Origin of the sequence: Marinomonas balearica (assembly GCF_004362145.1) — a bacterium.
Classification (GTDB): Bacteria; Pseudomonadota; Gammaproteobacteria; order Pseudomonadales; family Marinomonadaceae; genus Marinomonas; species Marinomonas balearica.
Genome location: NZ_SNXC01000013.1, coordinates 253,169 through 279,700, shown reverse-complemented (window position 1 = coordinate 279,700; position 26,532 = coordinate 253,169). Strand labels below are relative to the sequence as shown.

The following is a 26,532-nucleotide window of genomic DNA, read 5'->3' as shown; positions in this document are numbered from 1 at the left end:
AGGAGCGAATAATGAGTGTAAACAAACTAGGTAAGTTTGCTGTGATTGGTTTGTCTGCGGCTTGGATCGCAGGCTGTAGTACAAACGCAACTGAAACGGATTCTTCTGCAACGGTAGCAGAAGGTTCTGCAACGACTGCTGCTGAAGAGCAAAGTGGTGATGCAGCTAGTAAAGAAGGTCAAACTGGCGATTCATTTGCTGCTGGCGAAAATGGCAGCATCACTAGTGTTGTCGTTGATGATGCGGCGGCGGATTCTGCTGTTGATCAGGCTGTGGACTTACTAGCGGGTGTTGAAACAGTTTTCTATTTTGACTTCGATAAGTCAATTGTTCGCCCTGAAGCTCGTGAAGCATTGGCAAAACATGCGGCGTTCTTGGTTGCTAACCCAGATGCTCGTGTAGTGTTAGAAGGTCATGCCGATGAGCGTGGCACTCGTGAGTACAACATGGCTCTGGGTGAACGTCGTGCTAAGGCTGTTGCTCGTTACTTGACTATTCAAGGCGTTGCTGCGTCTCAAATTGAATCAACTAGCTTCGGTGAAGAAGTGCCAGTTGCTTTCGGTCATGACGATGCGTCTTGGCAACTGAACCGACGTGTTGAAGTTCGTTACGAATAATGAGTTTCAATAAGGCGGTTATTCGCTCTATTGCTTTGGTGGCAGCTTCGGCTGCCCCTTTTGCATTTGCTAACTCTCCTGCTCAGGGGTTGTCCCCTGCTGCGGCAGCTGATTTATTGTTTCAACTTGAGTCGTTGCAACAGGAGGTTCAGCAGCTTAGAGGTATGGTTGAAGAGCAAGAATATGAGTTGAAAAAAATTAAGGAGCGCCAAAAAGATCGTTATATCGATCTGGATAAGCGTATTTCCTTGATCATGTCTACAGCTTCGTCTCAGGCTCCCCAAGAGCCCGTAAATTCGAGTGCTAATAGTACGCAGCCTTCTGGAGAGGTTGGAGTGGCACCTGTTGCTGTGGCTCCAATTAGTCAAAGTGCAGGCGTAAATGGAAGTAATACAGAGTTAGAGGGTGGCTCTTCTGAGGGTCCGTTGTCGGTCGTTGAGATTACGGAGCCAAGCGATGAGGCAAAAAGTGCTTACAAAGCCTCATATGCTCTAATTCGAGAGAAAAAGTTTGAGGAGGCAGCACAAGCCTTTGATGACTTTGTGTTGGTTTACCCCTCTAATACGTTAACAGGGAATGCGCATTACTGGCTCGGAGAGTTAAAACTTGTTCTAGGTAAGCCTAGCGAGGCGTTAGACGAGTTTAATATGGTTGTTATGAAATTCCCAAATCACAGTAAGGTCGCTGATGCGACATATAAGTTGGGTATTGTTAATGACCAGCTTGGCAATAAGGATGAGGCTAAGGCGTTTCTTCAAAAAGTTGTTTCACAGTTTGCGGGAACGAACTCAGCCACGCTTGCTGCAGGTTATTTAAATAATATGGAATAAAAGCTTGCATTTCCCAATGGGTTCAGTAATATACGCGCCCGTTGGGTCGTTAGCTCAGTTGGTAGAGCAGTTGACTTTTAATCAATTGGTCACTGGTTCGAATCCAGTACGACCCACCAACAATTCTTTATAGCCTTCAATAGGTGTGCCGGGTCGTTAGCTCAGTTGGTAGAGCAGTTGACTTTTAATCAATTGGTCACTGGTTCGAATCCAGTACGACCCACCATTACACCGGTTTCAATTGCAGTCCTTTAAGGGGGCGAAGATGTCTCAGTCTGTTGATAAAATTGCATTGAGAGAGACCGTTCAAAAGTTTCTTTCCGAAGCTGAAGAAAGTCTGCAGCAACCCTCTCTCGATAACGAAATAATCCGTCAGGAAATCAAAGATCTTTTGGTGGAAAAAAATGCTGTCCTTGTTGCTCATTATTATACAGATGATGCGATTCAAGAGTTGGCCGAAGAAACGGGTGGCGTTATTGCCGACTCTCTAGAGATGGCCCGCTTTGGTGCGAATCATCCCGCTAGCACACTGGTCGTTGCTGGTGTGAAATTTATGGGAGAGACTGCTAAAATCCTTAGCCCTGAGAAGACAGTGCTAATGCCTACCTTGGAAGCGACGTGTTCGTTGGATATAGGTTGTCCTGCTGACGAATTTTCGGCCTTTTGTGATCAGTATCCTGATCGTAAAGTGGTGGTGTATGCCAATACGTCTGCTGCGGTAAAGGCGAGAGCTGATTGGGTGGTTACCTCCTCTATTGCGCTTGATGTTGTAGAGCATCTGCATGATCAAGGCGAAAAAATAATCTGGGCTCCAGATCAGCATCTAGGTGGCTATGTTCAAAAGCAAACTGGCGCAGATATGGTTCTATGGGACGGTGCTTGTATTGTTCATGAAGAATTTAAAGCAAAGGGTGTACAGGATTTAAAAAATGTTTACCCTGACGCGGCGATTCTTGTACATCCTGAATCTCCTGCATCAGTCGTAGAGATCGCAGATGTCGTTGGATCTACTTCTCAGCTTTTAAAGGCGTCACAAGAGATGAGTAACAGTACTTTTATTGTTGCTACGGATCGAGGGATCTTCTATAAGATGAGGCAGGCATCGCCTGACAAGCGTTTCGTAGAGGCTCCCACAGCGGGTTCTGGAGCGACGTGCCGAAGTTGTGCTCATTGTCCTTGGATGGCGTTAAATAGCCTTGAAATGTTAAGAGATTCGTTAAAAAATAGTGATGGCGAAATCTTTGTTGATCATGAAATTAGGCGCAAGGCGTTGATTCCATTGCAGCGAATGCTAGATTTCAATGTAAATTAGTCGCTATTTATCTAAAAGAAATTGATGAAAAAGCTCCTCGTAGGGGCTTTTTTCGTTTTTGCCGATTTTTTTCTGTCGCAATTAAGGGGTTATGTCTGAGGCCTTTTCTGCTTCCAGTATATTCTGATAATAGGTCAGTAAATTATCCGTTGTTGCTTTGTCTCCTCCTTGCTTTTGTGCTCGTGTGATTAGGCCTTGCGCAATGTCGGCTTTGCCTTTATTAAACTCCATTAAAGATTTATAAATGAGCGCAGATGTGTTGTCTTCTTTAGTGACAGCAATGTCTATGTTGCTCTTTAATTTTAATCTTAATTCGAATTGAGGTTCGTTTAGAGAATAGGGTAGGTATTCGTTGTCTTCTAACTGCGCTAACAGTGGAGCGAATATAGGGTCGTTTGGTGCTAGCTCTAACCTATTATTTAGCTGACGCTTTGCTTTTGATATGTTGTTGCTTTTAATGTGTGTTAATACAAGTAAGTAGTCGGTAAAGCGATTGCTTAATTCAATTTTGTTCAGGGTTTCAATGGTGTTGAGTAGAGAGTTTGATTGATAGCTAACAATCGCTTGAGCAAAGAGCGTCTCGTCTGAACTGAGTTGTTGGTTTTGAATATAGCGATAAGGTCTATCATCTAGTAACGCGCGATATGCAATGAGTGTTGCCCTGAAAAAGCCAAAGCCATATTGCTTTTGGTTGTTTTTCTCTAAAATTGAAGTGCTTAAAGGTGTTTGTGATTCGCCAGTAATCGAGTCACTTAACCTTGTTTGAGGAAGTGGGTGTGTAGATAGAAATTCAAGCTTATTTCCTCCAAGTGAATTTTTTAGGAATTCATTGAAGAGTTTTGTCATTGCACCTGAAGGTATTCCGATATTGTTGAGTAGTTGGCGTCCGCGTCTATCGGCTTCTTGCTCGTTTTCTCGTGAATACGCTAATTGATTTGTTGCTTGGTTTGCGATTCCGCCAATCCAAAGGGCAGATGTTGTGTCGGCATCTTTTCCTATTATGGCTGCTGCAACACCCGCAGCGAGTAGCAAAAGCAGTCTTTTTTTCTCTTGTTCGGTATTATATAAGCGACGCTCATAGTGTCGTAATTCTAAGTGTGATATTTCGTGAGCAAGTAGAGCGTAAAGTTCGTCTTCTTCCTTGATTAGCGATAGTATGTCACTGTAGATAAATAGATGATTTCCAGGTAGGACGAAGGCGTTGGCTTGTGTGCTATTTAGCAGTGAGGTTTCTACTGTCTTGTTGTTCAAATTGCTATAGGAAGACAGCTGGCTCACAGTATTGCTTAGATATTCATAAGCAGGTGGAAAATCAATAAGTGCATTACTGCCGTTGTACTTGCGGAACCAGTATTGCCCAAGCACATAAGATGGGTTTGAAAGGCTTCTTTCATCTTTGATGGCTTCTAAGTCCGGTATTTTATCTGCCGCAATAGAATACGTTGCCAAGCCCAGTACGAGAATTGGTAGTGCAAATAAAGTGATAATGGTTTTTGTTATTCGTTGCATTATGTAAGTTGTTAGCTAGGAAGTAGAATGATAAAAAGGTGTATAGATGTTACCCATTGATACAACGGAGTATGACGTATTCATCGATGCTTTAGAAGATCGATGTCCAATGCCGTTGCTTAAAACTAAAATGGCGCTGACTAAAATGTCTATGAATGGGCGTTTGTGTATTGTTGCATCTGATGAAGGTTCGATGAAAGATATCCCGAGATACATAGAAATGTCAGAGTATATAATGGAACAGAGTCAAATAATCGATGGAGTGTATATGTTTGTAATACGCAAAGGTGACGTTTAATTTTATGTTTAAAATCGTCGATTCATTAATTAAAAGGTACCTATCGAACGAAGAAGTTGTTGTTTTTATGCTGCTTCTTACTACAAGTATCTTAGTGCTTGCGTTTTGGGGTGGGATTCTTGCTCCGGTATTGATTGCAATTGTACTTGCTTTTTTATTGCAGGGAGGTGTTGTTCGGCTTAAGAAAGCAGGTGTCGGACACAATGTTGCTGTGTCTATTGTGTTTATTTTCTTTGTGGTCAGTTGTTCTGTGATTATCGGGGTTATGGTGCCAATAATTTGGAGGCAGGCTGTAAGGTTTGTGAACGATCTCCCCCGAATGTTTTTGGATTTGCAAATTTTTTTAGAGACGTTTGCAAAAGAAAACTCGGCTTACGTTAGCGAGTCAGCGATTCGGGAGGTTATTAGTACTGCAACAAATGAGCTTGCTGGTTTAGGGCAATGGGTGGTTTCGTTTTCTTTATCAAGTATTCCATCTCTGTTTTCGCTCGCGATTTACCTTGTGCTGGTTCCGCTTGTTATGTTTTTTTTACTTAAGGATCAAAAGAAAATTTTGGCCTACTTAACCTCCTGGCTTCCTCAAGAGCGTAGTATGATGAAAAACATAGCGAATGAAATGAACGATCAGATTGCAAACTACGTTCGCGGTAAAGTTATTGAAATGCTCGTAGTTGGGGTTGTTACATATATCGTCTTTTGGTTTCTTGGTTTGCGCTATGCTGAACTGTTAGCGCTGCTAGTTGGTATGTCTGTTCTGATTCCGTATATAGGTGCTGCTGCAGTAACAGTGCCCGTTGTTTTGGTTGCATTTTATCAACATGGTACGGCGAATGAATTTTGGTATGTGTTCGCTGCATATCTGGTTGTGCAAGGTCTTGATGGCAACGTACTGGTTCCACTGTTGTTTTCGGAAGCGGTAAATTTGCACCCTTTAGCGATTATTGTTGCTGTTTTGTTTTTTGGAGGGATTTGGGGTTTTTGGGGGATCTTTTTTGCGATCCCGCTCGCTACGTTAGTAAAAGCTATTATAAATGCGTGGCCTGATAGTCAGGAGTATCGCCAGTACCATCGATGATGTGGCGGCACTCAGTATAGAGTTTCTTGTTATGTATCCACCTCCAGCACAGAATGTGTGTTTCGTGTGATAGCTGGAGGTGGAGCAGTATTGTGCTTGCGCGGGTTACTTTAGAATTTGAGCGGTGTGATCTTTCGTCTTCACTTTGGTGATAATGTCTTCTATTTTACCGTCTTCATCAATGATGAATGTTGTTCTAACTGTCCCCATGTATTCTTTTCCCATGAACTTTTTCAATTGCCATGTGTCGTATAAGTCGTGGACTTCTTTTTCCGTATCGGAAATAAGGGGGAAAGGTAGTTCGTTTTTCTTAATGAAATTTAAATGACGCTTCTCTGTATCTGTACTAACCCCTAAGACGATGTAGCCTTGTTCAAGCAAAGTGTTGTAATTGTCGCGAAGGTTGCATGCTTGAGCTGTACATCCTGGGGTTGAATCTTTCGGGTAAAAGTATAAAACGACTTTTTTACCGCTAAAATCGCTCAAAGAAAGTGCGTTGCCATCTTGATCTTTTGATGTGAAGTTAGGCGCGATGTCGCCAATGTTAAGGCTCATGTGTTTTCTCCTTAAGAGCTGAAATTATAATCGTGTCAATAGTCTAACAGATTGATCATGAGGGAGTGTAAATCTTCCTATGGATGACTCGGCGGAGTTTTAGGTTCTTGCGGGTGGGTAAAGTACCGGATTTTTAGAAAACGCTTGTCATTTGGTAAGTCCTTAAGTGTTTTGTTGATAAAAATCCTTAACATTAGGGCAAACTCGTGTTGTTTCCGCCTAAACACGACGGTACTATTAGCACGCTAAAAATTTTAATGGCATGCTAAAAATTTTAATTGGAGTTTTGAAATGATCACAGGTAGTTTAGTTGCGCTTATCACCCCTATGAAGTCCAACGGCGACGTTGATAAGCAAAAGCTAGATGAACTTATTGAGTTTCATTTGGAAGCCGGTACGCACGGCATTGTAGCGGTAGGAACAACCGGTGAGTCGGCAACTTTAACGTATGAAGAACACTCAGATGTTATACGCCAAGTTGTTGATACCGTTAAAGGTCGTGTCCCAGTTATTGCCGGAACCGGAGCGAATTCAACTCATGAAGCCATCGATCTTACTCAAAGAGCCAAAGACGCGGGTGCTGATGCCTGTTTATTGGTGACTCCATATTATAACAAGCCAACACAAGAAGGTTTATTTCAGCATTTCAAAGCAATTGCTGAGGCGGTGGATATCCCACAGATTTTATACAATGTTCCTGGGCGTACTGCTTGTGATATGTCTAACGAGACGGTGCTAAGACTGACCGAATTTGAAAATATCGTAGGTATTAAAGATGCTACTGGTGATTTGTCTCGAGCGAAGGATTTAATTGCGTCAGCACCTTCTGAGTTCGCTGTCTATTCTGGCGATGACCCTACCGCTGTTGGTCTAATGTTGTTAGGCGGTAAAGGAAATATCTCCGTTACAGCTAACGTCGCGCCAAAACAGGTGGCTCAAGCTGCGGAAGCGGCTATAGCTGGTGATGAAGAATTGGCGGAATCGTTAGATGCAAAAGTAGCTGTTCTTCATGAAAAACTGTTTGTGGAATCTAATCCCATTCCAGTTAAATGGGCTTGTGCCGAGCTAGGGTTATGCGATTTGGGGATTCGACTTCCTCTGACTGTTCTTTCTGCTGAGCATTATGATGTAGTTCGTGATGCATTAGCTAAAGCAGGAATTACTAAGTAATGGGCTTATATAAACGATTTTCTCTTGTGGTCTCTGCTTCGGTTTGCATTGCTGCACTCAATGGATGCTCATCCATTGTTAAAGACCACGGTCTTGATTATCAAGACAGCCAAGCCGCAACTAAAAAGCTGGAAATGCCTCAAGGCAGTCACGTACCGAACGATAAGTTACAGATTCCAAATGAATCAAAAATTGACTCTTATACTGCAACGGGTGAATTTGAAGCACCTAGAGCGCCTTTTGTTTATTCGCAGATGGCGCAAATAGACATCCTTGAAAAAGAGTCGGTTGTCATTCTTGATGTGCCTGCGCCAGTCACAACAACGAAGCGCTTAATCCAGAACTACTTGAATGCATTATATGGAGAAGAGGGGATTGCTGAATCCCAAGCAGATAATGTTATTTCCACTTTGCCCCACACACTCAAAGCGACGGGAAAGCTTAAGCGTATTTGGAGCAAAATTACGCGCTTACCTCTAGAAGAGGTGATTTGGCGATATAGGGTGATGGATGCTCCGCTGACGGGACAGACACAATTAGAAGTGTCTATTCGATTTAAAAAAGGTGATGAGTACAGCGATTGGCAGTCTCCGGTGGGAGATGATGCTACGCATGAGCAAGTGATTGAATTTTGGCGTAGTTTGGCTCAAAACCTAGACACTGGGTCTGTTATTCTATCGAAACGTGAAAATAAAACGTTGGAAAAAGACGCTATTTGGTCTGCTTTAAATGGCAATTTAGCATTCTATCTTGGTGTAGAGAATGTTCAGTTGGCTCAGATTAAAGATAGGGTTGATCGCAATCCTTTGTTGTATTCTGACTTACGTGATGCTCAATTGTTCATCTCTGTAGTGCCTAGTGATCAGGTTGCTAGAGTGGGTGATGTTGTACCCTTGACATCTCCGCTTCCTGGGCACGCAGAAGAAGTTAAATGGTTCAATGTTAGGCGTAAAGATCTCGATGATGTGACATGGCAAGAGCGGGAGTATCCCGTCAAGCTGATTAGGCAGGCATCAGGTATCCTTTTAGAGATTGATACTTCAGCAGCAGAGTACCCATTGCTTATTTCATATCGATTGCTTTCATTGCTATCGAAAAATTAATACCCTCACAGACATAATCGGAGACCCTTCAATGGAAAAACGACAAGAGCTATATGCAGGTAAGGCAAAATCTGTATTTCGTACAGATGATCCTGACAAAATGGTTCTCGTATTCCGCGACGATACCTCAGCTTTTGATGGCAAAAAGGTTGAGCAGTTGAATCGAAAAGGCATGGTAAACAACAAATTTAATGCGTTTATTATGCAAAAACTAGAAGAAGCTGGTATACCAACACACTTCGAAGCATTGTTAAGCGACAACGAGGCGTTGGTAAAGCGTCTTGATATGATGCCTGTTGAGTGCGTTGTACGAAATGTTGCTGCGGGAAGCCTATGTCGTCGCTTGGGCGTCGAAGAAGGCCTTGAGTTGACACCACCTACGTTTGAGTTGTTTTTGAAAAACGATGAGTTAGGTGATCCTATGATCAATGAATCTCATGTGGAGTCGTTCGGCTGGGCTGATGTAGCGCACTTAGCTGAAGCAAAAACGCTAACCTATCAAGTAAATGATGTTTTAAAAGCATTGTTTGCTGAAGGCGGGATGATTTTGGTTGATTACAAGTTGGAATTTGGTTTATTCAATGGCGAGGTTGTTTTAGGAGATGAATTTTCTCCTGATGGTTGTCGACTTTGGGATGCTGAAACTAAAGAGAAGCTTGACAAAGATCGCTTTCGCCAAGGTTTGGGTGGTGTGATTGAAGCCTACGAAGACGTTGGTCGTCGTATCGGTATTGATTTTGATGCTTAAAACGCCATGACCGTAAAAAAGGGGCTTAAATAAGCCCCTTTTTGTTTTTAATAGATGGATGCAGGAGCGCTTTATTTAGACATGAGCTGAGGTAATACTCCAAAGAAGTTGGAAACTTATATATTTCTCCAATGTCATAGAGACTGCATTATTTATAAGAATGGAAGATTCACTTGAACTTGCTACCCGTAAAAATTGGACTTAGATACGCTCGAGCAAAGCGTAAAAATCACTTTATATCATTTATTAGCTTTTCTTCAATTGCTGGAATAACGTTGGGTGTAGCAGTACTTATTACTGTTTTGTCTGTTATGAACGGGTTTGATAGAGAGCTTCGCCAGCGCATATTGGGGATGGTTCCGCATGCAACAGTGTGGGGAGATCCAATACTTCAAAATTGGCAATCTACGGCCAAAATGGTCAGCAAAATGCCTGGTGTTGTGGGTGTGGCACCTCACATTCAAGCGCAAGTAATGTTTCAATCGACCCGAGGTGTGCACGGAGCACTGTTAAATGGAATCGATACCGATATGGAATCTAAAATTTCCATTCTAGATGAAAATATGAAAAGCGGTTCGCTAGACGCGCTAAAGAATCAAAAATTCGGCATTGTTCTTGGTTCTCAGTTAGCGAAAATGCTAGGTGTTCGTGTTGGCGACAAAGTTACTGCTCTTTTGCCGAAGGCGAATGTGTCAATTGCAGGCGTTACTCCAACACTCAAGCGATTCACCGTTGTGGGCACATTCTCGGTGGGTGCCGAGCTAGACAGTTCCTTGGCGTATATTAATATCGCCGATGCCGCGAAATTGAAGCGCTACCCTTCTAATAAAGTTGAAGCGTTAAGGATCAGTTTTGATGACTTATTTGATGCGCCTTCTAAAATCTGGGATATTGCTAGAGCTGTTCCTGGCCAAAACCGCATTAGTGATTGGACGAGAACGCATGGCAATTTATTTCAAGCTATTAAAATGGAAAAGACCATGATTGGCTTGCTGTTAACACTTATAGTGGCAGTTGCAGCGTTCAATATTGTCTCTACTCTTGTGATGGTCGTTACGGATAAGCAAAGCGATATTGCGATATTGCGTACAATGGGGCTTACTTCGGGTCAGGTTATGCAAGTGTTTGTTGTGCAAGGCGTGTTTATAGGTTGTTTGGGAACCTTGATCGGTTTGGTGCTTGGTGTTGTTGCGGCATTGAATGTTAGTGCTGTCATTGCATGGGTAGAGCAAATGATTGGTACCAAATTTTTAAGCGGTGATGTTTACTTTATTAATTACCTTCCTTCAGAGCTTCAATGGAGCGATGTTCAAATTATTGTTGGTTTTGCCTTTGTTATGACTGTGATGGCTACATTGTATCCGGCGTGGCGAGCGTCTAAAGTTGAACCTGCGGAGGCTCTGCGCTATGAGTGATTTTGTATTAGAGTGCGAGGAACTTTCCAAAGCATACGTTGATGGTAAACGAGAGGTTCGCGTACTAAATAGGATTAACTTCTCGATTAGTGCAGGGCAGGCAATTGCTATTGTAGGGTCTTCAGGTTCCGGTAAAACAACATTGCTCAATCTGTTGGCTGGTCTCGACTCTCCGACGAGCGGAGAGGTGCGTATTGAAGGTGTTTCTTGGGGGTCATTGAAAGATTCGAAGAGATCCAAACTGCGTAACACTTCAATGGGTTTTGTTTATCAGTTTCATCATTTGCTGCCAGAGTTTAGTGCGTTAGAAAACGTTATGATGCCTCTCAATATAGCGGGCGTAAAAAGTTCAATTGCTCGTGAAAAAGCGTTAAAGGTTATTCGACGGGTTGGGTTGTCTGAAAGGTCAGATCATCGGCCCGGCCAATTATCCGGGGGTGAACGCCAGCGTATTGCCATAGCGCGAGCACTCGTTACCCAGCCTGCGTGCGTGTTGATGGATGAGCCAACTGGGAATTTGGATGAGACTACCTCAAACGAAATTCAGGCGCTTATTGGAGAACTGAAAGAAGAATTAGGTATGGCGTTTATTGTTGTCACTCACGATGAGCGAATGCTGGATTGGATGGATGGCGCGTACCGGCTTACAAGTGGTGAACTCAACAAAATTTAGATCTAGAGTGCCGATAAGAGAGAGTTTTCTTCTTATCGGCGACTCGATTTTAAGTGATGTGTTATTTGTTTCTGCTTTGTTTGCGATTGCGCCAACGTTTTATAACGTGCATGCGCCATAACACCAAAACGGCGATATAAGATAGTACGCCAACAACCATTCCGACGATGACTGACCCTGTGTAAAGTGGGAGCCATATGTGTTCTATTTTGGCCCAAATCCATTCAACAGATAAGTGAAAATCTCGGTCACTCTCATCGCCAACGAATAATGTGCCGATGAGATAGTTGAAGTAAAACACAAAAGGCATTGTTATAGGATTTGTTATCCACACCATTGCGATAGACAAAGGTATGTTGGCGCGTAATGGAATAGCTAACAATGCTGCCGCCAGCATTTGAAGCGGCATCGGTATTGCAGCCCAAAATAAACCATTCCAACACGCTTTAGCGATTGATTTTCTATTCATGTGCCATAAATCTGGTTCATAAACCTTTGAACCGAGTATCTTTAATACTTTGTTTTGGCGTAACTTTTCTGGGTGCGGAATGTATCTTTGTAAAAAACGCTTTGGCATAGTAGACGTGTAAAACGTTTAGCAACAATGTGGACAAGGAGGTCCTATTGCTAATCATTAACCTTATAGTGTTAGTGAGTGGAATGTTAGTGCCACAGAATCTAATTGCGCTGTATTCTACTTGTATCATTCTGTTATGTCTCTACTTAATCTGGACAGAAAGATACTTGGGAGCAATATTCATTTTTTTAGTGATATTGCTTTTATTTTTCCACAATGTGTTTTCCTTAAAGACGCCGTTGTTGAGTGATCGGCCTAACAGCGTCATGCTGAGCATCTCAGATAATTGTTACACGGATAAGACTAACCGCTTCAATGGGTTAGATGTACTTATTGTTGACAAGTACTCTAAACGCCAAGATATTTATTCTCTTTGTCGAGTTTCACTGGATGACTCTTTAGAAGTTGATTTACGGTTGGTATCGATTAGAAAAGAATACCCCGTCGCAGCGTTTGGGTCTTTTTATCAAAAAATGGCATTTCAGAATGGATGTGTTGCCGTTCTCCTAGTCAACCTTAAAGAGGTAATGAACAATTCTGAGTTGTCTAGTGTGAAATTAGGCGTCTACTCTGGGGTGTACAAAGATGTTGGGGGGTATGAGTCTTGGCGTTATTCACAAGCCCTTCTGTACGGAGATAAGAGTCTTCTAACTCAAAGTGACGTATGGGTGATTCGTCAGTTGGGGTTGTCACATTTGTTTGTCGTTTCTGGAATGCATGTTGGGTTTGTGTGCATACTGGGGTGGTGGTTGGCAAAATTTATATGGAGGTTTTTGCCGAAAAACTGCGTGTTTTATCTTAGTGATATTTTGTTGTTACGCGCAGGAGTCTGTACGTTCTTTGCAGTATATTATGCATCACTCGTTGGCTGGAGTGACCCTGTTAAGCGTTCTGTATTGATGGCGTGTACATATTTTGTTGTTCAATTGATGGGAGTACGAACTAACATATCCACCGTTCTATTTTCGGTAATGCTGTTTATGTTAATGCTTGAGCCGTTCCGACTCATTTCGCCTAGTTTCTGGTTATCTTTTGGGATGGTGTTTGTTCTGATTGCCATCTCTCGAACATTCTCGTCTTTCAAAACAGTTCGTACTCAATGTATGTTGTCTTTGTGTTCTTTGGCGTTGATTTTTGGTTGGCAAGACCAAATTAGTTCTGTGTCACCTTTGGCAAATATGTTGATGTTGCCCGTTGTGGGCCTTGTTTGGTTTCCTGTTATTGTGGTGTCGAGCCTTTTTTATGAGTTGTTCGAGTTTGATGTGTACTTTATGTTGGATCCGGTTCTCGTCTGGCTGATCAATGCGTTGGAATGGGTGGCTTTTAATGTTACGCCCGTGAACTTGGTTCTCTCTGATTTACCCTATAAGAAGCTTTCTTTGATTCTAATCATGCTTGCAGGGTTGGCGATTTTTTCTATTGGACGGAGTGTCATTTTTCTACTCTGCGCTTTTGTTTTGATGTTTTCTCCGACGTTTTTTGAGCAAATGAGTGGCGCGTTTGTTGTATATAATAAAAACGGTGATCTTTATGAAAAAAGAGACGATCAACTGCAGGCGATAGCGCTCAATCACAACCAAGCAACGGTTCCTTTAAGTAAACTGAATGAAAAGGCATTACTGCTGTCTGGGAATGTACATCTGCTTGTCGACGCGAATGTGGGTGCGGATTATATTATAGAAAATGATATCGACTGGGTTATCACTGCGGGTTTCTTGCCAAAAAGGGTGTTTAATTTGCTGTCGGCGTTGGACGTAGAGGTTGTATATTTGCCAATGAATGAGTCGTTTTACATTGTACCCGACAATGAAAAAGTTATCGTTAAATCAAGCTCTTGCTCGCAAATGAGCGTATTATTCAATTCAATGTATTGTATGCGTGTTGCTGAACTAAATAGTATGTTAAATTTGGATCGTCTGTAATAGGAGGTGTTGTGCTCGATTTTATTCAAACAGGTGGTATGTTCATGTGGCCGTTATTAGGCTGCTCTATTTTAACGCTTGCTATTGTGATCGAACGATTTTGGACGTTGCGACGCACTAGAGTTGTACCAAAAAATCAACTGAATGAAGTTATGGCGCGATTGCGGGAAGACCGCATGAGCTTGGAATACATCCGAAATATGCAGCAACACACTGGATTGAGCTCAATTCTTGCTGCTGGCCTGTTGAGTTCAAAGCACGGTCGTCGAGTTATGAAAGAAGCGGTGCAAGACGCAGCGTCTCAAGTTATCCATGAATTAGAGCGTTTTATGAGTTCATTGGGGACGATAGCAGCGGTTTCTCCTTTACTGGGGTTGCTTGGCACTGTAGTGGGTATGATTAAAGTCTTTTCTGTTCTGATGGAAGAAGGGGCAGGGAATACATCTTTGTTAGCAGGCGGAATATCCGAAGCTCTTTTGACTACGGCGGCAGGATTAGGTATTGCGATCCCTGCAATTATCTTCCATAGATTTTTCAGCCGAAAAATTGATGAGTTAGTTGTGTCTATGGAGCATCAGTCTTCGAAATTGATCGACGCTCTTCAAGGCGATCGAGATTCAAATTAAGAGAATCTGAATTAGAGGTCTTCATGAAATTTCGCCGCCAAAAAATTGAGGATGTACAGATTAACCTAACACCGCTAATTGATGTGGTGTTTCTTTTGTTAATCTTTTTTATGGTGAGTACCACGTTCAAACAAAGTACTGAACTGACCATAGATTTACCGAGCGCGTCCAGCGAGGCGCCTTCATTAAACGCCCAAAAAACGATTGAAATCACCATCACCTCAGATGGTCAGTATGTTATCAATGACAGAACGCTTGTGAATGAGCAAGTATCTACATTAGTTCAAGGCATCCAAGAATCGGGAGGTGACAATCTGGATCAGCCGCTTGTTATAACGGCTGATGCTAAAGCTCCCTATGAATTAGTGTTGCGAGTGTATGATGCAGCCTCTCAACTGGGTATATATAAAATTGCGCACACAGCGGAACGAGAAGAGTAGTGACTGTTGAAAAATGGATTACCGATTCTTGGTATACAAAGAAAATCGGAGTTACCTGGTTATTAGCACCGCTATTACCTGTCGCAAAATACATTATCGAGAATAAACGGTTGAAGTTCCTTTCGAAGGAAGGCGTATATAAGTCTTCTTTACCTGTCATTGTCGTTGGTAACATAACGGTAGGCGGAACAGGCAAGTCACCTATGGTTGTTGCTGTATGCGAGCTGCTAAAAGCAGAAGGCTTTTCACCGGCTATTATTTCCAGAGGACATGGTGCAAATGTAACTGCTCCCACCTTAGTCAGTATAGATTCTTCGCCTTATGAGTTTGGTGATGAACCAGTCATGCTTGCTAAGCGCACTAATGTTCCTGTGTGTGTTTGCAAAAACCGAGTAGAAGCTGTTCGCTTTTTGGAGTCTAGAGAAGATGTCAATGTTGTAGTGTGTGATGATGGTATGCAGCATTATCCACTCGACAGGGATATAGAAATCGCCATGATCGATGCGAAGAGGGGTGTTGGCAATGGCTTTTTATTGCCAGTTGGTCCGCTTAGAGAACCCGTAGAAAGGCTTAATAGTGTTGATCTTGTTTTCAGTGTGGGCAAGCCTACTTTTGATTTGAGCAGTATTCCGTCAGACCTTTGTGTGTGTGATGGTGATTTGCAGTTCTCTGAGATGAATTCGGTTAAGAGACCGAATAAAAAACAGCCTTTATCATGCTTGGCTCAAGGTAGTTGGCATGTTATTGCTGGCATAGGGAACCCTAGCCGATTTTGGCGTTCGTTAATTGCGAGTAACTTGCCGGCTAATTCAAAGGTGACATGGTTTTCAGATCATCATCGATATGTAGGAAGTGACTTGCCAGCAGGGAGGTTGGTTATGACCGAAAAGGATGCCGTAAAATGCGCATTGATTGCACGCGAAGAAAGCGACTGGTGGTATGTGCCGGTATCTTTGAATTTGCCTGATGAATTTAAACTCAGGTTGCTTCGTTTATTGAAGAATATAGTTAAAGAGAGAAAGAGATGAATAAAGCTTTATTAGATATTTTGGTATGCCCAGTAACTAAAGCACCATTGACAATGAATGCGGAAGGTACCGAGTTGATTAGTAAGGTCGGTGGCATGGCTTATCCTATTCGAGATGGAATTCCAGTGTTATTAGAATCTGAAGCTCGTACTTTGACGACTGATGAGCGCTTGAACTCTGAAGAGAAATAAAATGAATTTGCTGGTTGTGTGTTTGGGTAATATTTGCCGCTCACCGGCGGCCCAAGGTATTGTTGAGCGTGCTGCATTGCAAAAAGGTCTGCACCTTAATGTTGATTCCGCTGGAACCGCTGCTTACCATATTGGTAAATCGCCTGATAGGAGGTCTGTTAACGAATTAGGTCGAGTAGGGATAGACCTATCTCGGCAGAAAGCTAGGCAGGTCGTTGTATCAGATTTCTACAAATTCGATTGGGTTTTGGCAATGGATCGATCAAATTTACAGAATTTGCTGGCAATGAGGCCAAAAGATGCAACAGCAAACGTAGTTATGTTTGGTGAATATGTTGAAACCGTTTCTTTTGGAGAAGTGGATGACCCATATTATGGCGATGAGAGTGGATTTCAGACAATGAGACTTCATTTGACTGAAATCGCTGATTCGTTTCTTGAGTATATTAAACCTGTAAAATAACCCCCATGTCTCATATTGAATCTAATGTTAGTCTGAAACCCTACAATACATTTTCTTTTGATTACTCGGCAGAGCGTTTCGCAATTGCTGATACACCAGAATGTCTCATAGCCTTGGTGAAATTCGCAAAGACTGAAAAGTTGGATATCACCGTGATAGGTGGTGGCAGCAATTTACTTATTCAGGGAGATATTTCAGGGTTAGTCATTCTAAATCGGATTATGGGGCGCTCTTATTTCGAGGGTTCTGAGCGAATAGAGGCAGTATTCGGTGCTGGTGAAATATGGGACGAATGTGTTAAAGAGTGTGTGTCGAAAGGTTATGGTGGAATTGAAAATCTAGGTCTTATTCCCGGTACGTCTGGTGCGGCTCCTGTGCAAAATATAGGTGCATACGGTGTTGAGATTAAAGATGTTCTGGTAAGTGTCGAGGCTCTCAATTGCGATACAATGGAGCTCGAGATTATTGATTCAGATAAGTGCGGGTTTGATTATCGTGAAAGTTACTTTAAACGACTTTGGGCATCTAAGTATATTATTACCAGTATCCGTTTGAAGCTTAGTCAATCCGCTGGACTTATATTGAATTATGGAGGGTTGGCTAAAAGGCTAACGTCATCAGCAAGTTATAAAGATGTTTATGATGTAGTGTGTGAAGTGCGACGTTCGAAACTGCCTGATCCACTTAATCTACCAAATTCGGGCAGTTTTTTTAAAAACCCAGTAGTAAGCGATAGTGAACGAAATCGCTTGCTGAGCGAATTTGAAGATTTGGTCAGTTTTAAAGTTGAGGGTGGCTGGAAGCTGGCTGCTGGGTGGCTGAATGAAAAGGCGGGTTGGAAAGGCTGTCAAATTGGTAATGTTGGAGTGTACGAAAAGCAAGCATTGGTATTGGTTAACAGAGGGGATGAGAAAGCTGCCTGCCTAAGACAGCTAGAGAGTGATATTATCCGCTCTGTTAAAGATATGTTTGGCGTAACGCTTGAACGCGAGCCAGTGCTTCTTGGAACACCTAGATGACGATTAATGTAGCCATTATTGACTCCGGCGCTGGCGGGTTGTCAATATTGAATGCTATACGAAATCAAATGCCACAGTTAAATTTATATTATTATGCGGACAGTAAGTATGCACCGTATGGTGATAAACCCTCCTCTTTTCTACAATCTCGGATACGTAATATTGGTGTTTATTTATCGTCACTCGAAACGCCTATTCATGCGATTGTTGTGGCATGTAATACTGCCACTGTTGAAGCGATTGATGTATTACGAGAGGTGGTTTCTATTCCTGTAATAGGGGTGGAGCCCGCCGTAAAGCCTGCCTTAATCGACCCTTTAGTTAATCGTGTTTCGGTTTTAGCGACGCCAGTTACTACTCAGAGCGAAAGGCTACAAGAGTTACTCTCTCTGTGGAAGGAAGATAAGCATGTGGATCTAATAGCGAGTGATAGTCTAGCCCAATTGATAGACAACGCGGACCTGTCATCTGAAGGGGCGTTATCTTTAGAGGTAGCACGGATTTGCGATAAGGTTCAAATGCTTCGCTCAGATGTATTGGTGTTGGCGTGTACTCATTATCCTTTGGTTAAAAGGATGTTTGAGGAGCGGCTTTTGGGGGTGGCTATTTTGGAGCCTAGTATGGGGGTTACGGATCAACTTCTGTGGCGTTTGCACGAGGTGGCTTCTGCTAATCATATATCGACAGGCAATCCATTTGGCCAGAAGGTTGATTGTGGCTCGAAAGAGGAGTGTTGTTGGTTGCGAGAGATGCCTTTAGGGCGTGTTACACTTCATTCTTCTGGTAGTGAGACTTCGTTGGGCTCTCTTCGTTATTGGTGTGAAGATAAAAGTGCAATATCTGGAAAGACGTATTTGAGCTTCCATGATACTGCACCTTTTTAACCTCAATTATGCGCGAGCGTTTTTAGCTACGTTTACTTGCACTAGTTGTCGCTTCTATCTGGGTTGAATTTACCGCAGATTTAAGCGCATTTAAACGAGTATCACAGAACGTTTCTTCTGGAAGTCGCGCCATAACGCCAAGTTTTTCCAATCGCTCCGTGGTTTGTCCATTAGGACTGAAAATATACACACCGCAGCCTGCATCGACCGCATCAATGATCGCATTTTCTAAAGCTAACCCAATTGTTAAATCCATCATTGGCACAGCGCTTAGATCAATAACTACGGCCTCATATTGATTGATTCTATTGTGTTGGCGAGCAATGGCTTTGCTGACGCCAAAGATCATCGGCCCAGAAAGATAGAAAAATAATACTTTGCCTTTTGCGCTATCAAGCAACTCCCTTTCATCTTCTTTCAGGGGGACATCATCGTCAGCATCGCTGATCGCTTTAACATTGGTTTCTTGTAATCTACTCAATTTCTCAATAGTAAGTATGTTTGCGATAAACACGCCAATGCCAACGGCTACCATTAAATCAACAAAGATAGTGAGAGCCATCACGCCATACATAATAATAGCAGGGCTGCTGGCGACTTTATGTGCGCGTTGTATAAAGCTCCAATCCAGTATGTTGATGCCTACATACAACGATATTCCCGCCAATACAGCCATGGGGATTGTTTGCGTTAGCGATGATGCACCTAACACGACGATAAGCAAAATTAGGGCGCGAGTGATGCCAGCCAGCGGAGATTTACCGCCAGATTGAACATTTACAACGGTGCCCATAGTTGCGCCAGCACCGGGTAAGCCTCCGCAAATCCCCGATATTGTGTTAGCAACGCCTTGACCAATTAACTCTCGGTTAGAGTCGTGCTCATTTCGGGTTAGGCTATCTGCGATAACAGCAGTAAGTAGTGTGTCAATACACCCTAGTGTACCAAGAACAAGGGCGTTTATAACCATTGTCATTATTTGGTCAAAGGTGAATGAAGGTATGTGAAAATCTGGTAGGCCAGACGGAATGGTGCCGATACGGCGAACACCATCTTCTGAGAAGATAATTACCGATAGTAGTGTTACTGCGACCAAAGCGACCAGTTGAGGAGGGACTCGTCTACGCCATTTTTTGGGAAGATAAAAAAGAATCCCTAGGGTAACTAAGCCGAGAAACAATTCAGAGAACGATATATTTAATAGTAAATTTGGTAATTCAGAAAGTGTGCCTGTGACGCCGCCTGGTGGGGTGGCTTGCCCAAGAAATGGTGCAAGTTGGAGGATTATTAAAATAACGCCGATACCGGACATAAACCCTGATATCACACTATAAGGCATTAAGGTAATGTATTTACCGAGTTTTAATGCGCCAAGGGCAATCTGAAATAGTCCAGCCATCATGACGACGGTAAATGCCATGGCAACTCCTTGCTCAGCATTTGCAGCAATCATTGCACTGAGGACAGCGGTCATAACCACCGTCATAGGTCCTGTTGGCTCTGATATAAGAGATGTGGAGCCGCCAAATATTGATGCGAACAAGCCTACAAGAATCGCTCCCCAAAGCCCTGCCTCTGCACCTGCTCCAGACGCAACGCCAAAAGCGAGTGCCAATGGAAGAGACACTATGGCTGTCGTGAGTCCTCCAAACAAATCTCCAGTTAAAGACGCGTTTTTAAACCTAGATATATCTATAAGTGTCTTCATTTTTCCAAACAAAAGTTATTAACTAAAATTTTTAATTTATAAAAAAGAGCCCGCAGGCAGCGGGCTCTTTTACAGCTAATAGCTAATTTTACTAAGCAGTTTCGGTGTCCGAGTCAGTAGTTGGGTTTTCTACTTGCTGGTTTTCACCGCGTGACAATCGAGGGTCGTTTTTAACTCTCCCTTCACGTCGCCCTTTTCGCTCGCTTGAAGTTGCACGTTTTTCTTCCAGTGCTTTTTTAGCTTCTTCTTGCTGCTTAAGGATTGTTTCCGGCAATTCAACCGCTTCTTTTTTCTCTACAACTTTTGCTGCAGGCTTTCCGCGCCCGCGTCGTGGAGCTCGAACTCTTTTCGCTGAAGTAGTGCTTTCTACAGTCGCGTCGGATTCTGGTTGCATTTCCGTCGCTTCGCTAGATGCATTTTCATTGCTTTCGTTCGATTTTGCTTCAGCCGTTGTTGGAGTCGCTTCGATGGTGTCTTCAGCTTTGGCTGTGTTCACCTCTAACGGTGCTTCAGGCTCTGCTTTTTCTTTGATTTCAACGTGAGAAACGGGAGTAGGTTGCTCTGATTGTATTTCTACTACAGAGGTCTTTGTTTCGTTCGTAGTCTCAGCAATTGAATTTTCTTGTTCCGCGATAATAGGGGAAGTTGAATTTTCTTCAGACTTGTTGCTCTCAGAGCTGCTAGCTTCAGTTTGATCTTTTGTAGTTTCCTCATGAGTCACTTCAGACTGAACTGTTTCGCTAGAAGGAACTTCAGGAGCTGTTGAGTTAGCGTCTGTGTCTTCTGCTGGTTCTTGAGCGTTGTCTTCGGCAACTGTATTTGATTTTTCAGCTGGTGCTTCTACTGGAGTTTGAATGTCTACTTTTTCAGCTTGGGTAGCTTGCTCAGTAGGCGTTTGGATCGCAGCTTCTTCAACTGATGAACTCACCTCTGTTGCTTCTTGCTTTTTCGTAGGCTGTTGTTCTGTACTCGGTGTGCTGTTTTCAGTAACTGCTTCAGTTGTAGTCGTTGCTGGTGCAGCATCTCCACGAGGTGATTTACGTGAACGGCGTGATCTACGTGGTTTTCTTTCTTTCGTGCCGGATTCATTACTAGAAGATGCCGGGCTTTGAGCGTCATTTACGTTAGTTTGAGCAACTTCTTGTGCTTCCGCTTCCTGTTGCTTCACAACTTCTTGTTTCGCCAATTCAGCTTCTTCACGAAGTTTGCCGTTTCTACGTTTGTTTTCGTTACGTGAACGTTTGCGCTCTTTAACTTCTGGAACTTTCTTTTCGGGAGCAACGTCTGGTGTCTTGCGCTTGTTTTCGTTGCGAGTTTCAGATGTATTCACCTTTTTCTTTGGAGATGGTGAAGTCGTAGTGTTGTCAGGAGTTACTTGAGCTTCAGCTTGCTCGCGACGCGTCTTACGAGTAGAGCGCGGCTTATCTTGTTTACGATCTTCAGAGTAATCGCGCTTTTGATGCTTGCTGGTGCGTTGTGGTTTGTTGCGTCTGTTGCGGTCAGAATTCGAGCTCTGACCGGATTTAGCTTTTGTATTAGAGCTTGAAGAGGTTGTTGTCGCTTTCGTAGTGCTGCTGGTTTCTTCAGTGCTGCCAAAAAGAGCTCGGATAATGCGAGTGAAAATACCGGCTTTTTCGGCTTTTTCTGCTTTTTTGGGTTCGGCAGTTGGTGCTGGTGCAGGAGACTTGGGAGCAATGCTTGTTACTGCTGCTTGTGGACGAACCTGTTCAACTGTTTGGCGAGGCTCATAAGGAGCTTCTTCAGGTGTTTCTACTAGCGTGTAGCTGCTGTCATCTTGTGTGATAACTGCATTGTCATCGCGGATACGTTCCACTTTAAAGTGTGGTGTTTCCATGTGAGGATTAGGCACTAGAATGATATGAACGTCATTGCGTTTTTCGATCTTCGCAATGTTGGTACGTTTTTCATTCAGCAAGAATGTAGCAACAGAAACAGGTAAGATTGCACGAATCTGAGCTGTACGCTCTTTGGCGCACTCTTCTTCAATAAGGCGTAATACGGACAATGCTAACGATTCAACGTCGCGAATAAAGCCTTGGCCATTACAGCGAGGACAAACGATACCGCTTGTTTCACCTAGAGAAGGGCGCAAACGTTGACGAGACATTTCTAACAAGCCAAAACGTGAAATTCGACCAAGTTGTACGCGAGCTCGATCGGCTTCAAGTGCCAATTTCATCCGGTTTTCAACTTCTTTTTGGTTCTTTAATGGCGTCATGTCGATAAAGTCGATAACGACCAAACCACCAATATCTCGCAATCGTAGTTGGCGTGCTATTTCGTCAGCCGCTTCTACGTTAGTTTGCAGCGCTGTTTCCTCTATGTCTCCGCCTTTAGTGGCACGAGCAGAGTTGATATCGATGGAAACCAGTGCTTCCGTTGGGTCGATAACAATCGATCCGCCTGAAGGTAGGCGTACCTCACGTTGGAACGCTGTCTCGATTTGAGTTTCTATTTGGAAGCGATTAAACAGAGGTGTTGTATCTGAATAAAGCTTAATGCGGCTTTTAAACTGTGGCATGACTTGCATGACGAAGTTTATTGCATCCTGATAGGCACCTTTTTCGTCGATAAGCACTTCGCCGATGTCGTCGCGCAAATAATCGCGAATTGCGCGGATGACAATATTACTTTCTTGATAAATTAGGAACGGAGCGGGCTTTTCTGAAGCGGCTTTTGTGATCGAGTTCCATAATGTGTCTAGGTAATCTAAGTCCCATTGGAGTTCTTCTGTCGAGCGGCCTACACCTGCTGTGCGTACGATGAGTCCGCCGTTTTCTGGAGTAGAAAGGCCAGACATAGCTTCTTTGAGCTGAGTTCTGTCATCGCCGTCGATACGACGAGAAATGCCGCCAGCACGCGGGTTGTTTGGCATTAATACAAGATAGCGGCCAGCAAGGCTGACAAACGTTGTTAGTGCTGCACCTTTGTTGCCACGCTCTTCTTTATCTACTTGGACAATGACTTCCTGACCTTCCGTTAAAACATCTTTAATGTTTAAGCGCCCGTCAGAATGAGATTTTTTCGAGAAGTAGGTCTTAGAAATTTCTTTAAGAGGAAGGAAACCGTGTCTTTCGGCGCCGTAGTCGACAAATGCAGCTTCTAAGCTTGGCTCGATACGGGTGATTTTACCTTTATAAATATTAGCTTTCTTTTGTTCCCTTGATCCTGATTCTATATCTAGATCATAAAGACGTTGGCCATCCACAAGTGCAACACGCAATTCTTCTTGCTGTGTCGCGTTTATTAGCATTCTAATCATTAATTTTGAACTCTGTTTAGTTATGAACAGAGAGTCCATCTAGAGCAACGCTGATAACCAGTTGTTATTAGAGTACGGCGGACACAACATGCTTGTTGAGGGTAACGCGCGAAGAGGATCTACTGCGAAATAATATCAGTTGATTGGTTATATCTAAGCAAGTTACATCATTTTACGGTTGTTTTTGTCATTATTGGCTTTCAGTGATTTCGATTTTGAAAGCGTCTCGTACCCAGTCAAACGAACTAGAAAAACATGCTACCCATGATCGGCTTCTCTCGATTCATGCGGTTTATTATTTAAGCTTAACTGTTACAGAGGTAAGATATAAGCCAGAGTATCGCTCTAGCGGTAATAAATTCGGTATCATACGTTTTTCTTCGAGGCGTTTTGTTGCCTCTTACCCTCTGCGGAACTGAATATAGCAGTAAAAACTAAGTGCTTCAATTATAAAGGAAACCATTCTTTGGATAACAAAGGCAAAGTTATCTCTGAACCCACTAAAAGTAAGGTGAGGTTCGTTGATATAGATGAAAATAATCACGGTCAACGTGTTGATAATTTTCTAATTACAGAACTACGCGGACTACCAAAAGGCAAAATTTATAATTTGCTGAGAAAAGGTGAGATACGAGTTAATAAAAAACGTACAAAACCGGATTACCGTCTCCAGTCGGGCGATATTGTTCGTATTGCCCCTTTGATGTTACCTGAAAAGGCAGAAAAGCCACCGGTGGCAGAAGGTCTCAAGGCAGAAATTGAGTCTCGTATTGTTTACGAAGATAAAGGTTTGCTGGTTGTTAATAAGCCGTCAGGGTTAGCTGTGCACGGCGGCAGCGGTTTGAGTTTTGGTTTGGTTGAAGTTATTCGTCAGATGCGACCGTTGGAAAAGTTTGTTGAGCTAGTTCACCGATTGGATCGCGATACTTCTGGTTTGATTATGATTGCTAAACGCAGAACTGTACTAAAAGTGCTTCATGAGGCTTTGAGAGAAAAAAGTGGTGTGCAGAAGACGTATCTCGCATTGGTTCATGGCTCTTGGTCTAAAAGGAAGCAAAAAGTCGATGCACCGCTTATGAAGAATGAGCTTAAATCAGGGGAGCGAGTTGTTCGAGTTCATCCAGACGGTAAAGAGTCGTTGACTCGGTTTAATCTCGTTAGGCAATTCGAAGGGTACAGTCTTGTTCAGTGTGAGCCTGTAACGGGAAGGACGCATCAAATTCGCGTACATACTCAATTTGCCGGGCACTCGATTGTTGGGGATGAGAAATACACGTCAAGTGAGTTAAATAAAAAAACAAAGGAGCTTGGTTTTAAGCGGCTCTGTTTGCATGCAACTCGCTTAGAAATAGATTACGAGGGAAAAAAGCTTGTTTTAGAAGCGCCGCTTGATCGAGAGTGGAAAACGCTTATGTCTGAGGTGTTGGACTCAACGTATTAAAATGAGTGTGACGATATATGTGGGGCCGAAAGAATTGCTTTCGACTCCACATATAAAATTAAGGGAGCATTACCGTTGCTTCTCCTGTCACTACTTTTTTACCGTCACAGTTGCAAACTGTTTCTAGTGTTACTCTTCTTCGGCGTTCATTTAACTCTTTTACGGTGACCGTAGTCTGAACTTCCTTCCCTATTAAAACGGGAGATCGAAATTTAAGAGTTTGTTCTAAGTAAATGCAGCCAGGTCCAGGGAGCTTCATGCCGATCGCTGCGGAGATAAAACCTGCTGTTAACATGCCGTGTGCAATGGGTTCGCCAAAGCTTGTTTGAGCGGCATATTCTTCATCTAAATGCACAGGGTTGTTGTCACCCGTTATTGCTGCGAAAGTATGTACGTCCTCTTTCGTAACGGTCTTTGAATAGGTTTCGCTTAGACCAACAGAAAGGTCTTCGAAAGAATAACTCATATTGTAGACTATCCTTATTTTTCGTTAATGCGCGTATGGTACACTTACTGAACTTAGTCTTAAAGGTATGAGGTGAGTTAGGGTGCCTTCAAGTCTATGAAAAAGAATTTGTTTTGAGGATTTTGAATGAGTTGGACCGAAGAGGATGATCGTAAAACATCCGAAAAAGCAGAGCTTTCTTCTGAGAGAAAAGCCGATGAGAACCAAAAAGGAATTGCGCAAGGAACCGATTCGAAAAAAACTGAAGAGGTTGCGTCTCATGTTGAAATGTATGGGCTGCTAAAAGATGTGTTGCTTGAGAGTGTGGTAGAGAAGCGCAGGGGTCGTCGCTGGAAGATATTTTTCCGTTTTGTTGGGTTGTTTTTAATTGTTGGGATTTTTGTGGGTTGGAATGCGGCTGACGTAGTGGAAGATACCTCGCTTTCAAATGAGTCTGTTGCGATTATTCCAATGCAAGGGACAATTGGAGCAGGGCTTGATATTGATGCGGATGAGTATTCGCAGTTAATTGATGAAGCTTATTCCGATCACAGTACCAAGGCTGTTGTGATCAAAATGAACAGTCCTGGGGGAAGCCCTGTGCATTCTGGTATCTTACATAACCTTTTGATGCAAAAACGTCAGGAGAACAGTGAAATACCGTTGATTGTTGTTGTAAGTGATATGGCGGCTAGTGGTGGTTATTATATTGCATCTGCCGCAAATGAAATTTACGCAGACAAGGCGAGCTTGGTAGGTTCGATTGGTGTTGTGTCGCTTGGCTTTGATGCAAGCGGTTTGTTGAAAAATATTGGAGTGGAGCGACGTTTATTCACAGCGGGTGAAGATAAGGCGTTTCTTGATCCGTTTTCGTCTATGTCGTCAAGTTCTGCACAAAAATGGCAAGCAGTGTTGAACAGTACTCACAAGCAGTTTATTGATGCAGTTAAGGAAGGGCGTGCGGGGAAATTAGACCAAAATACAGATCTGTTTACGGGTATGGTGTTTACTGGCGAGCAAGCGGTTAATTTTGGGTTGATCGATGGGTTGGATTATTTGGGGCACATGCTATCAACGCGATTTTCTAACCTGACACCTGTTTATTATGAGCCGCATGAAGAACCGTGGAAAGAAGTGGCAAAGGAACTTGGGGTTTCCTTTGCGTCACAAGTCTTTACTATGTTTTCATTGCGGTAAATA

26 protein-coding genes and 2 tRNA genes are annotated in these 26,532 nt (G+C 43.0%); 22 read left to right on the top strand and 6 right to left on the bottom strand.

Going from position 1 to position 26,532, the window contains the following annotated elements; genetic code table 11:
• The first annotated feature begins 11 nt into the window (after positions 1–11).
• The 5 genes from pal to nadA all read left to right on the top strand — a co-directional run bounded on the left by pal (position 12) and on the right by nadA (position 2,759).
• Entirely contained in the window at positions 12–617 is a 606-nt protein-coding gene (pal, locus tag DFP79_RS13185; protein WP_133504402.1) for a peptidoglycan-associated lipoprotein Pal, read from the top strand.
• A complete protein-coding gene (ybgF, locus tag DFP79_RS13180) occupies positions 617–1,447 on the top strand; it encodes a tol-pal system protein YbgF (RefSeq protein WP_133504401.1) in 831 nt (276 codons plus the stop codon). The genes pal and ybgF overlap by 1 nt, the downstream gene beginning before the upstream one ends.
• A gap of 43 nt (positions 1,448–1,490) precedes the next feature.
• Positions 1,491–1,566, top strand: a tRNA-Lys gene (locus DFP79_RS13175).
• A 31-nt stretch (positions 1,567–1,597) separates the two neighbouring features.
• Positions 1,598–1,673, top strand: a tRNA-Lys gene (locus DFP79_RS13170).
• A 39-nt stretch (positions 1,674–1,712) separates the two neighbouring features.
• Positions 1,713–2,759: a quinolinate synthase NadA gene (nadA, locus tag DFP79_RS13165; protein ID WP_133504400.1), complete on the top strand. Its 1,047-nt coding sequence runs from the start codon at positions 1,713–1,715 to the stop codon at positions 2,757–2,759.
• Positions 2,760–2,840: 81 nt separating this feature from the next.
• On the opposite strand, the gene DFP79_RS13160 is transcribed toward nadA, so the two are convergent.
• Entirely contained in the window at positions 2,841–4,268 is a 1,428-nt protein-coding gene (locus DFP79_RS13160) for a M48 family metallopeptidase (RefSeq protein ID WP_133504399.1), read from the bottom strand.
• Between the two features lie 46 nt (positions 4,269–4,314).
• On the opposite strand from DFP79_RS13160, the gene DFP79_RS13155 reads away from it, so the two are divergent.
• Both DFP79_RS13155 and DFP79_RS13150 read left to right on the top strand, forming a co-directional pair.
• The gene (locus tag DFP79_RS13155) at positions 4,315–4,566 is read left to right on the top strand and encodes a sulfurtransferase TusA family protein (RefSeq protein ID WP_133504398.1); all 252 of its coding nucleotides are present in this window, start codon (positions 4,315–4,317) and stop codon (positions 4,564–4,566) included.
• Positions 4,567–4,570: 4 nt separating this feature from the next.
• Positions 4,571–5,641 carry an AI-2E family transporter gene (locus DFP79_RS13150; RefSeq protein WP_133504397.1) on the top strand — a complete coding sequence of 357 codons (1,071 nt, stop codon included), beginning with the start codon at positions 4,571–4,573 and terminating at the stop codon, positions 5,639–5,641.
• A gap of 105 nt (positions 5,642–5,746) precedes the next feature.
• Here the strand turns inward: DFP79_RS13150 and bcp are convergent, their stop codons facing one another.
• A complete protein-coding gene (bcp, locus tag DFP79_RS13145; protein ID WP_133504396.1) occupies positions 5,747–6,196 on the bottom strand; it encodes a thioredoxin-dependent thiol peroxidase in 450 nt (149 codons plus the stop codon).
• Positions 6,197–6,487: 291 nt separating this feature from the next.
• Between bcp and dapA the strand changes: the two genes are divergently transcribed.
• The 5 genes from dapA (at position 6,488) to DFP79_RS13120 (ending at position 11,305) form a co-directional block, all read left to right on the top strand.
• Positions 6,488–7,366, top strand: a complete 879-nt coding sequence (gene dapA, locus DFP79_RS13140) for a 4-hydroxy-tetrahydrodipicolinate synthase (protein ID WP_133504395.1) — start codon at positions 6,488–6,490, stop codon at positions 7,364–7,366.
• On the top strand, positions 7,366–8,469 hold the full coding sequence (locus tag DFP79_RS13135) for a hypothetical protein (RefSeq protein ID WP_133504394.1): 1,104 nt from the start codon (positions 7,366–7,368) through the stop codon (positions 8,467–8,469). The genes dapA and DFP79_RS13135 overlap by 1 nt, the downstream gene beginning before the upstream one ends.
• 31 nt (positions 8,470–8,500) lie before the next feature.
• Complete coding sequence (gene purC, locus DFP79_RS13130; RefSeq protein WP_133504393.1) at positions 8,501–9,217, top strand: phosphoribosylaminoimidazolesuccinocarboxamide synthase; 717 nt, start codon at positions 8,501–8,503, stop codon at positions 9,215–9,217.
• A gap of 173 nt (positions 9,218–9,390) precedes the next feature.
• Positions 9,391–10,632: a lipoprotein-releasing ABC transporter permease subunit gene (locus DFP79_RS13125; protein ID WP_133504392.1), complete on the top strand. Its 1,242-nt coding sequence runs from the start codon at positions 9,391–9,393 to the stop codon at positions 10,630–10,632.
• Positions 10,625–11,305, top strand: coding sequence for an ABC transporter ATP-binding protein (locus tag DFP79_RS13120; protein WP_133504391.1), 681 nt, complete (start codon positions 10,625–10,627; stop codon positions 11,303–11,305). The genes DFP79_RS13125 and DFP79_RS13120 overlap by 8 nt, the downstream gene beginning before the upstream one ends.
• Positions 11,306–11,366: 61 nt before the next feature.
• Here the strand turns inward: DFP79_RS13120 and DFP79_RS13115 are convergent, their stop codons facing one another.
• On the bottom strand, positions 11,367–11,882 hold the full coding sequence (locus tag DFP79_RS13115; RefSeq protein ID WP_133504390.1) for a DUF2062 domain-containing protein: 516 nt from the start codon (positions 11,880–11,882) through the stop codon (positions 11,367–11,369).
• 242 nt (positions 11,883–12,124) lie between these two features.
• On the opposite strand from DFP79_RS13115, the gene DFP79_RS13110 reads away from it, so the two are divergent.
• Genes DFP79_RS13110 through murI form a run of 8 tightly spaced genes read left to right on the top strand, consistent with a single transcriptional unit; the run spans position 12,125 to position 18,455 of the window.
• Positions 12,125–13,804: a ComEC/Rec2 family competence protein gene (locus tag DFP79_RS13110; RefSeq protein WP_166637705.1), complete on the top strand. Its 1,680-nt coding sequence runs from the start codon at positions 12,125–12,127 to the stop codon at positions 13,802–13,804.
• 11 nt (positions 13,805–13,815) lie between these two features.
• Positions 13,816–14,430, top strand: a complete 615-nt coding sequence (locus DFP79_RS13105) for a MotA/TolQ/ExbB proton channel family protein (protein ID WP_133504388.1) — start codon at positions 13,816–13,818, stop codon at positions 14,428–14,430.
• A gap of 23 nt (positions 14,431–14,453) precedes the next feature.
• On the top strand, positions 14,454–14,870 hold the full coding sequence (locus DFP79_RS13100; protein WP_133504387.1) for an ExbD/TolR family protein: 417 nt from the start codon (positions 14,454–14,456) through the stop codon (positions 14,868–14,870).
• Positions 14,870–15,898, top strand: coding sequence for a tetraacyldisaccharide 4'-kinase (lpxK, locus tag DFP79_RS13095; RefSeq protein ID WP_133504386.1), 1,029 nt, complete (start codon positions 14,870–14,872; stop codon positions 15,896–15,898). Before DFP79_RS13100 ends, lpxK begins: the two co-directional genes overlap by 1 nt.
• The gene (locus DFP79_RS13090) at positions 15,895–16,089 is read left to right on the top strand and encodes a Trm112 family protein (RefSeq protein WP_133504385.1); all 195 of its coding nucleotides are present in this window, start codon (positions 15,895–15,897) and stop codon (positions 16,087–16,089) included. The genes lpxK and DFP79_RS13090 overlap by 4 nt, the downstream gene beginning before the upstream one ends.
• A gap of 1 nt (position 16,090) precedes the next feature.
• Positions 16,091–16,552: a low molecular weight protein-tyrosine-phosphatase gene (locus tag DFP79_RS13085; protein WP_133504384.1), complete on the top strand. Its 462-nt coding sequence runs from the start codon at positions 16,091–16,093 to the stop codon at positions 16,550–16,552.
• Positions 16,553–16,557: 5 nt separating this feature from the next.
• Complete coding sequence (gene murB, locus DFP79_RS13080; protein ID WP_133504383.1) at positions 16,558–17,571, top strand: UDP-N-acetylmuramate dehydrogenase; 1,014 nt, start codon at positions 16,558–16,560, stop codon at positions 17,569–17,571.
• The gene (gene murI, locus DFP79_RS13075; RefSeq protein WP_133504382.1) at positions 17,568–18,455 is read left to right on the top strand and encodes a glutamate racemase; all 888 of its coding nucleotides are present in this window, start codon (positions 17,568–17,570) and stop codon (positions 18,453–18,455) included. The genes murB and murI overlap by 4 nt, the downstream gene beginning before the upstream one ends.
• Positions 18,456–18,477: 22 nt before the next feature.
• On the opposite strand, the gene DFP79_RS13070 is transcribed toward murI, so the two are convergent.
• On the bottom strand, positions 18,478–20,163 hold the full coding sequence (locus DFP79_RS13070) for a SulP family inorganic anion transporter (protein WP_133504381.1): 1,686 nt from the start codon (positions 20,161–20,163) through the stop codon (positions 18,478–18,480).
• A gap of 91 nt (positions 20,164–20,254) precedes the next feature.
• The gene (gene rne / locus DFP79_RS13065) at positions 20,255–23,446 is read right to left on the bottom strand and encodes a ribonuclease E (RefSeq protein WP_133504380.1); all 3,192 of its coding nucleotides are present in this window, start codon (positions 23,444–23,446) and stop codon (positions 20,255–20,257) included.
• Positions 23,447–23,912: 466 nt separating this feature from the next.
• Between rne and rluC the strand changes: the two genes are divergently transcribed.
• Positions 23,913–24,887 (top strand): 23S rRNA pseudouridine(955/2504/2580) synthase RluC, encoded by a 975-nt coding sequence (gene rluC / locus DFP79_RS13060; RefSeq protein ID WP_133504379.1) that lies wholly within the window; start codon positions 23,913–23,915, stop codon positions 24,885–24,887.
• Between the two features lie 58 nt (positions 24,888–24,945).
• Here the strand turns inward: rluC and DFP79_RS13055 are convergent, their stop codons facing one another.
• Complete coding sequence (locus DFP79_RS13055) at positions 24,946–25,353, bottom strand: MaoC family dehydratase (RefSeq protein WP_133504378.1); 408 nt, start codon at positions 25,351–25,353, stop codon at positions 24,946–24,948.
• A 126-nt stretch (positions 25,354–25,479) separates the two neighbouring features.
• On the opposite strand from DFP79_RS13055, the gene DFP79_RS13050 reads away from it, so the two are divergent.
• Complete coding sequence (locus DFP79_RS13050; RefSeq protein WP_133504377.1) at positions 25,480–26,529, top strand: S49 family peptidase; 1,050 nt, start codon at positions 25,480–25,482, stop codon at positions 26,527–26,529.
• The last annotated feature ends 3 nt before the right edge of the window (positions 26,530–26,532 follow it).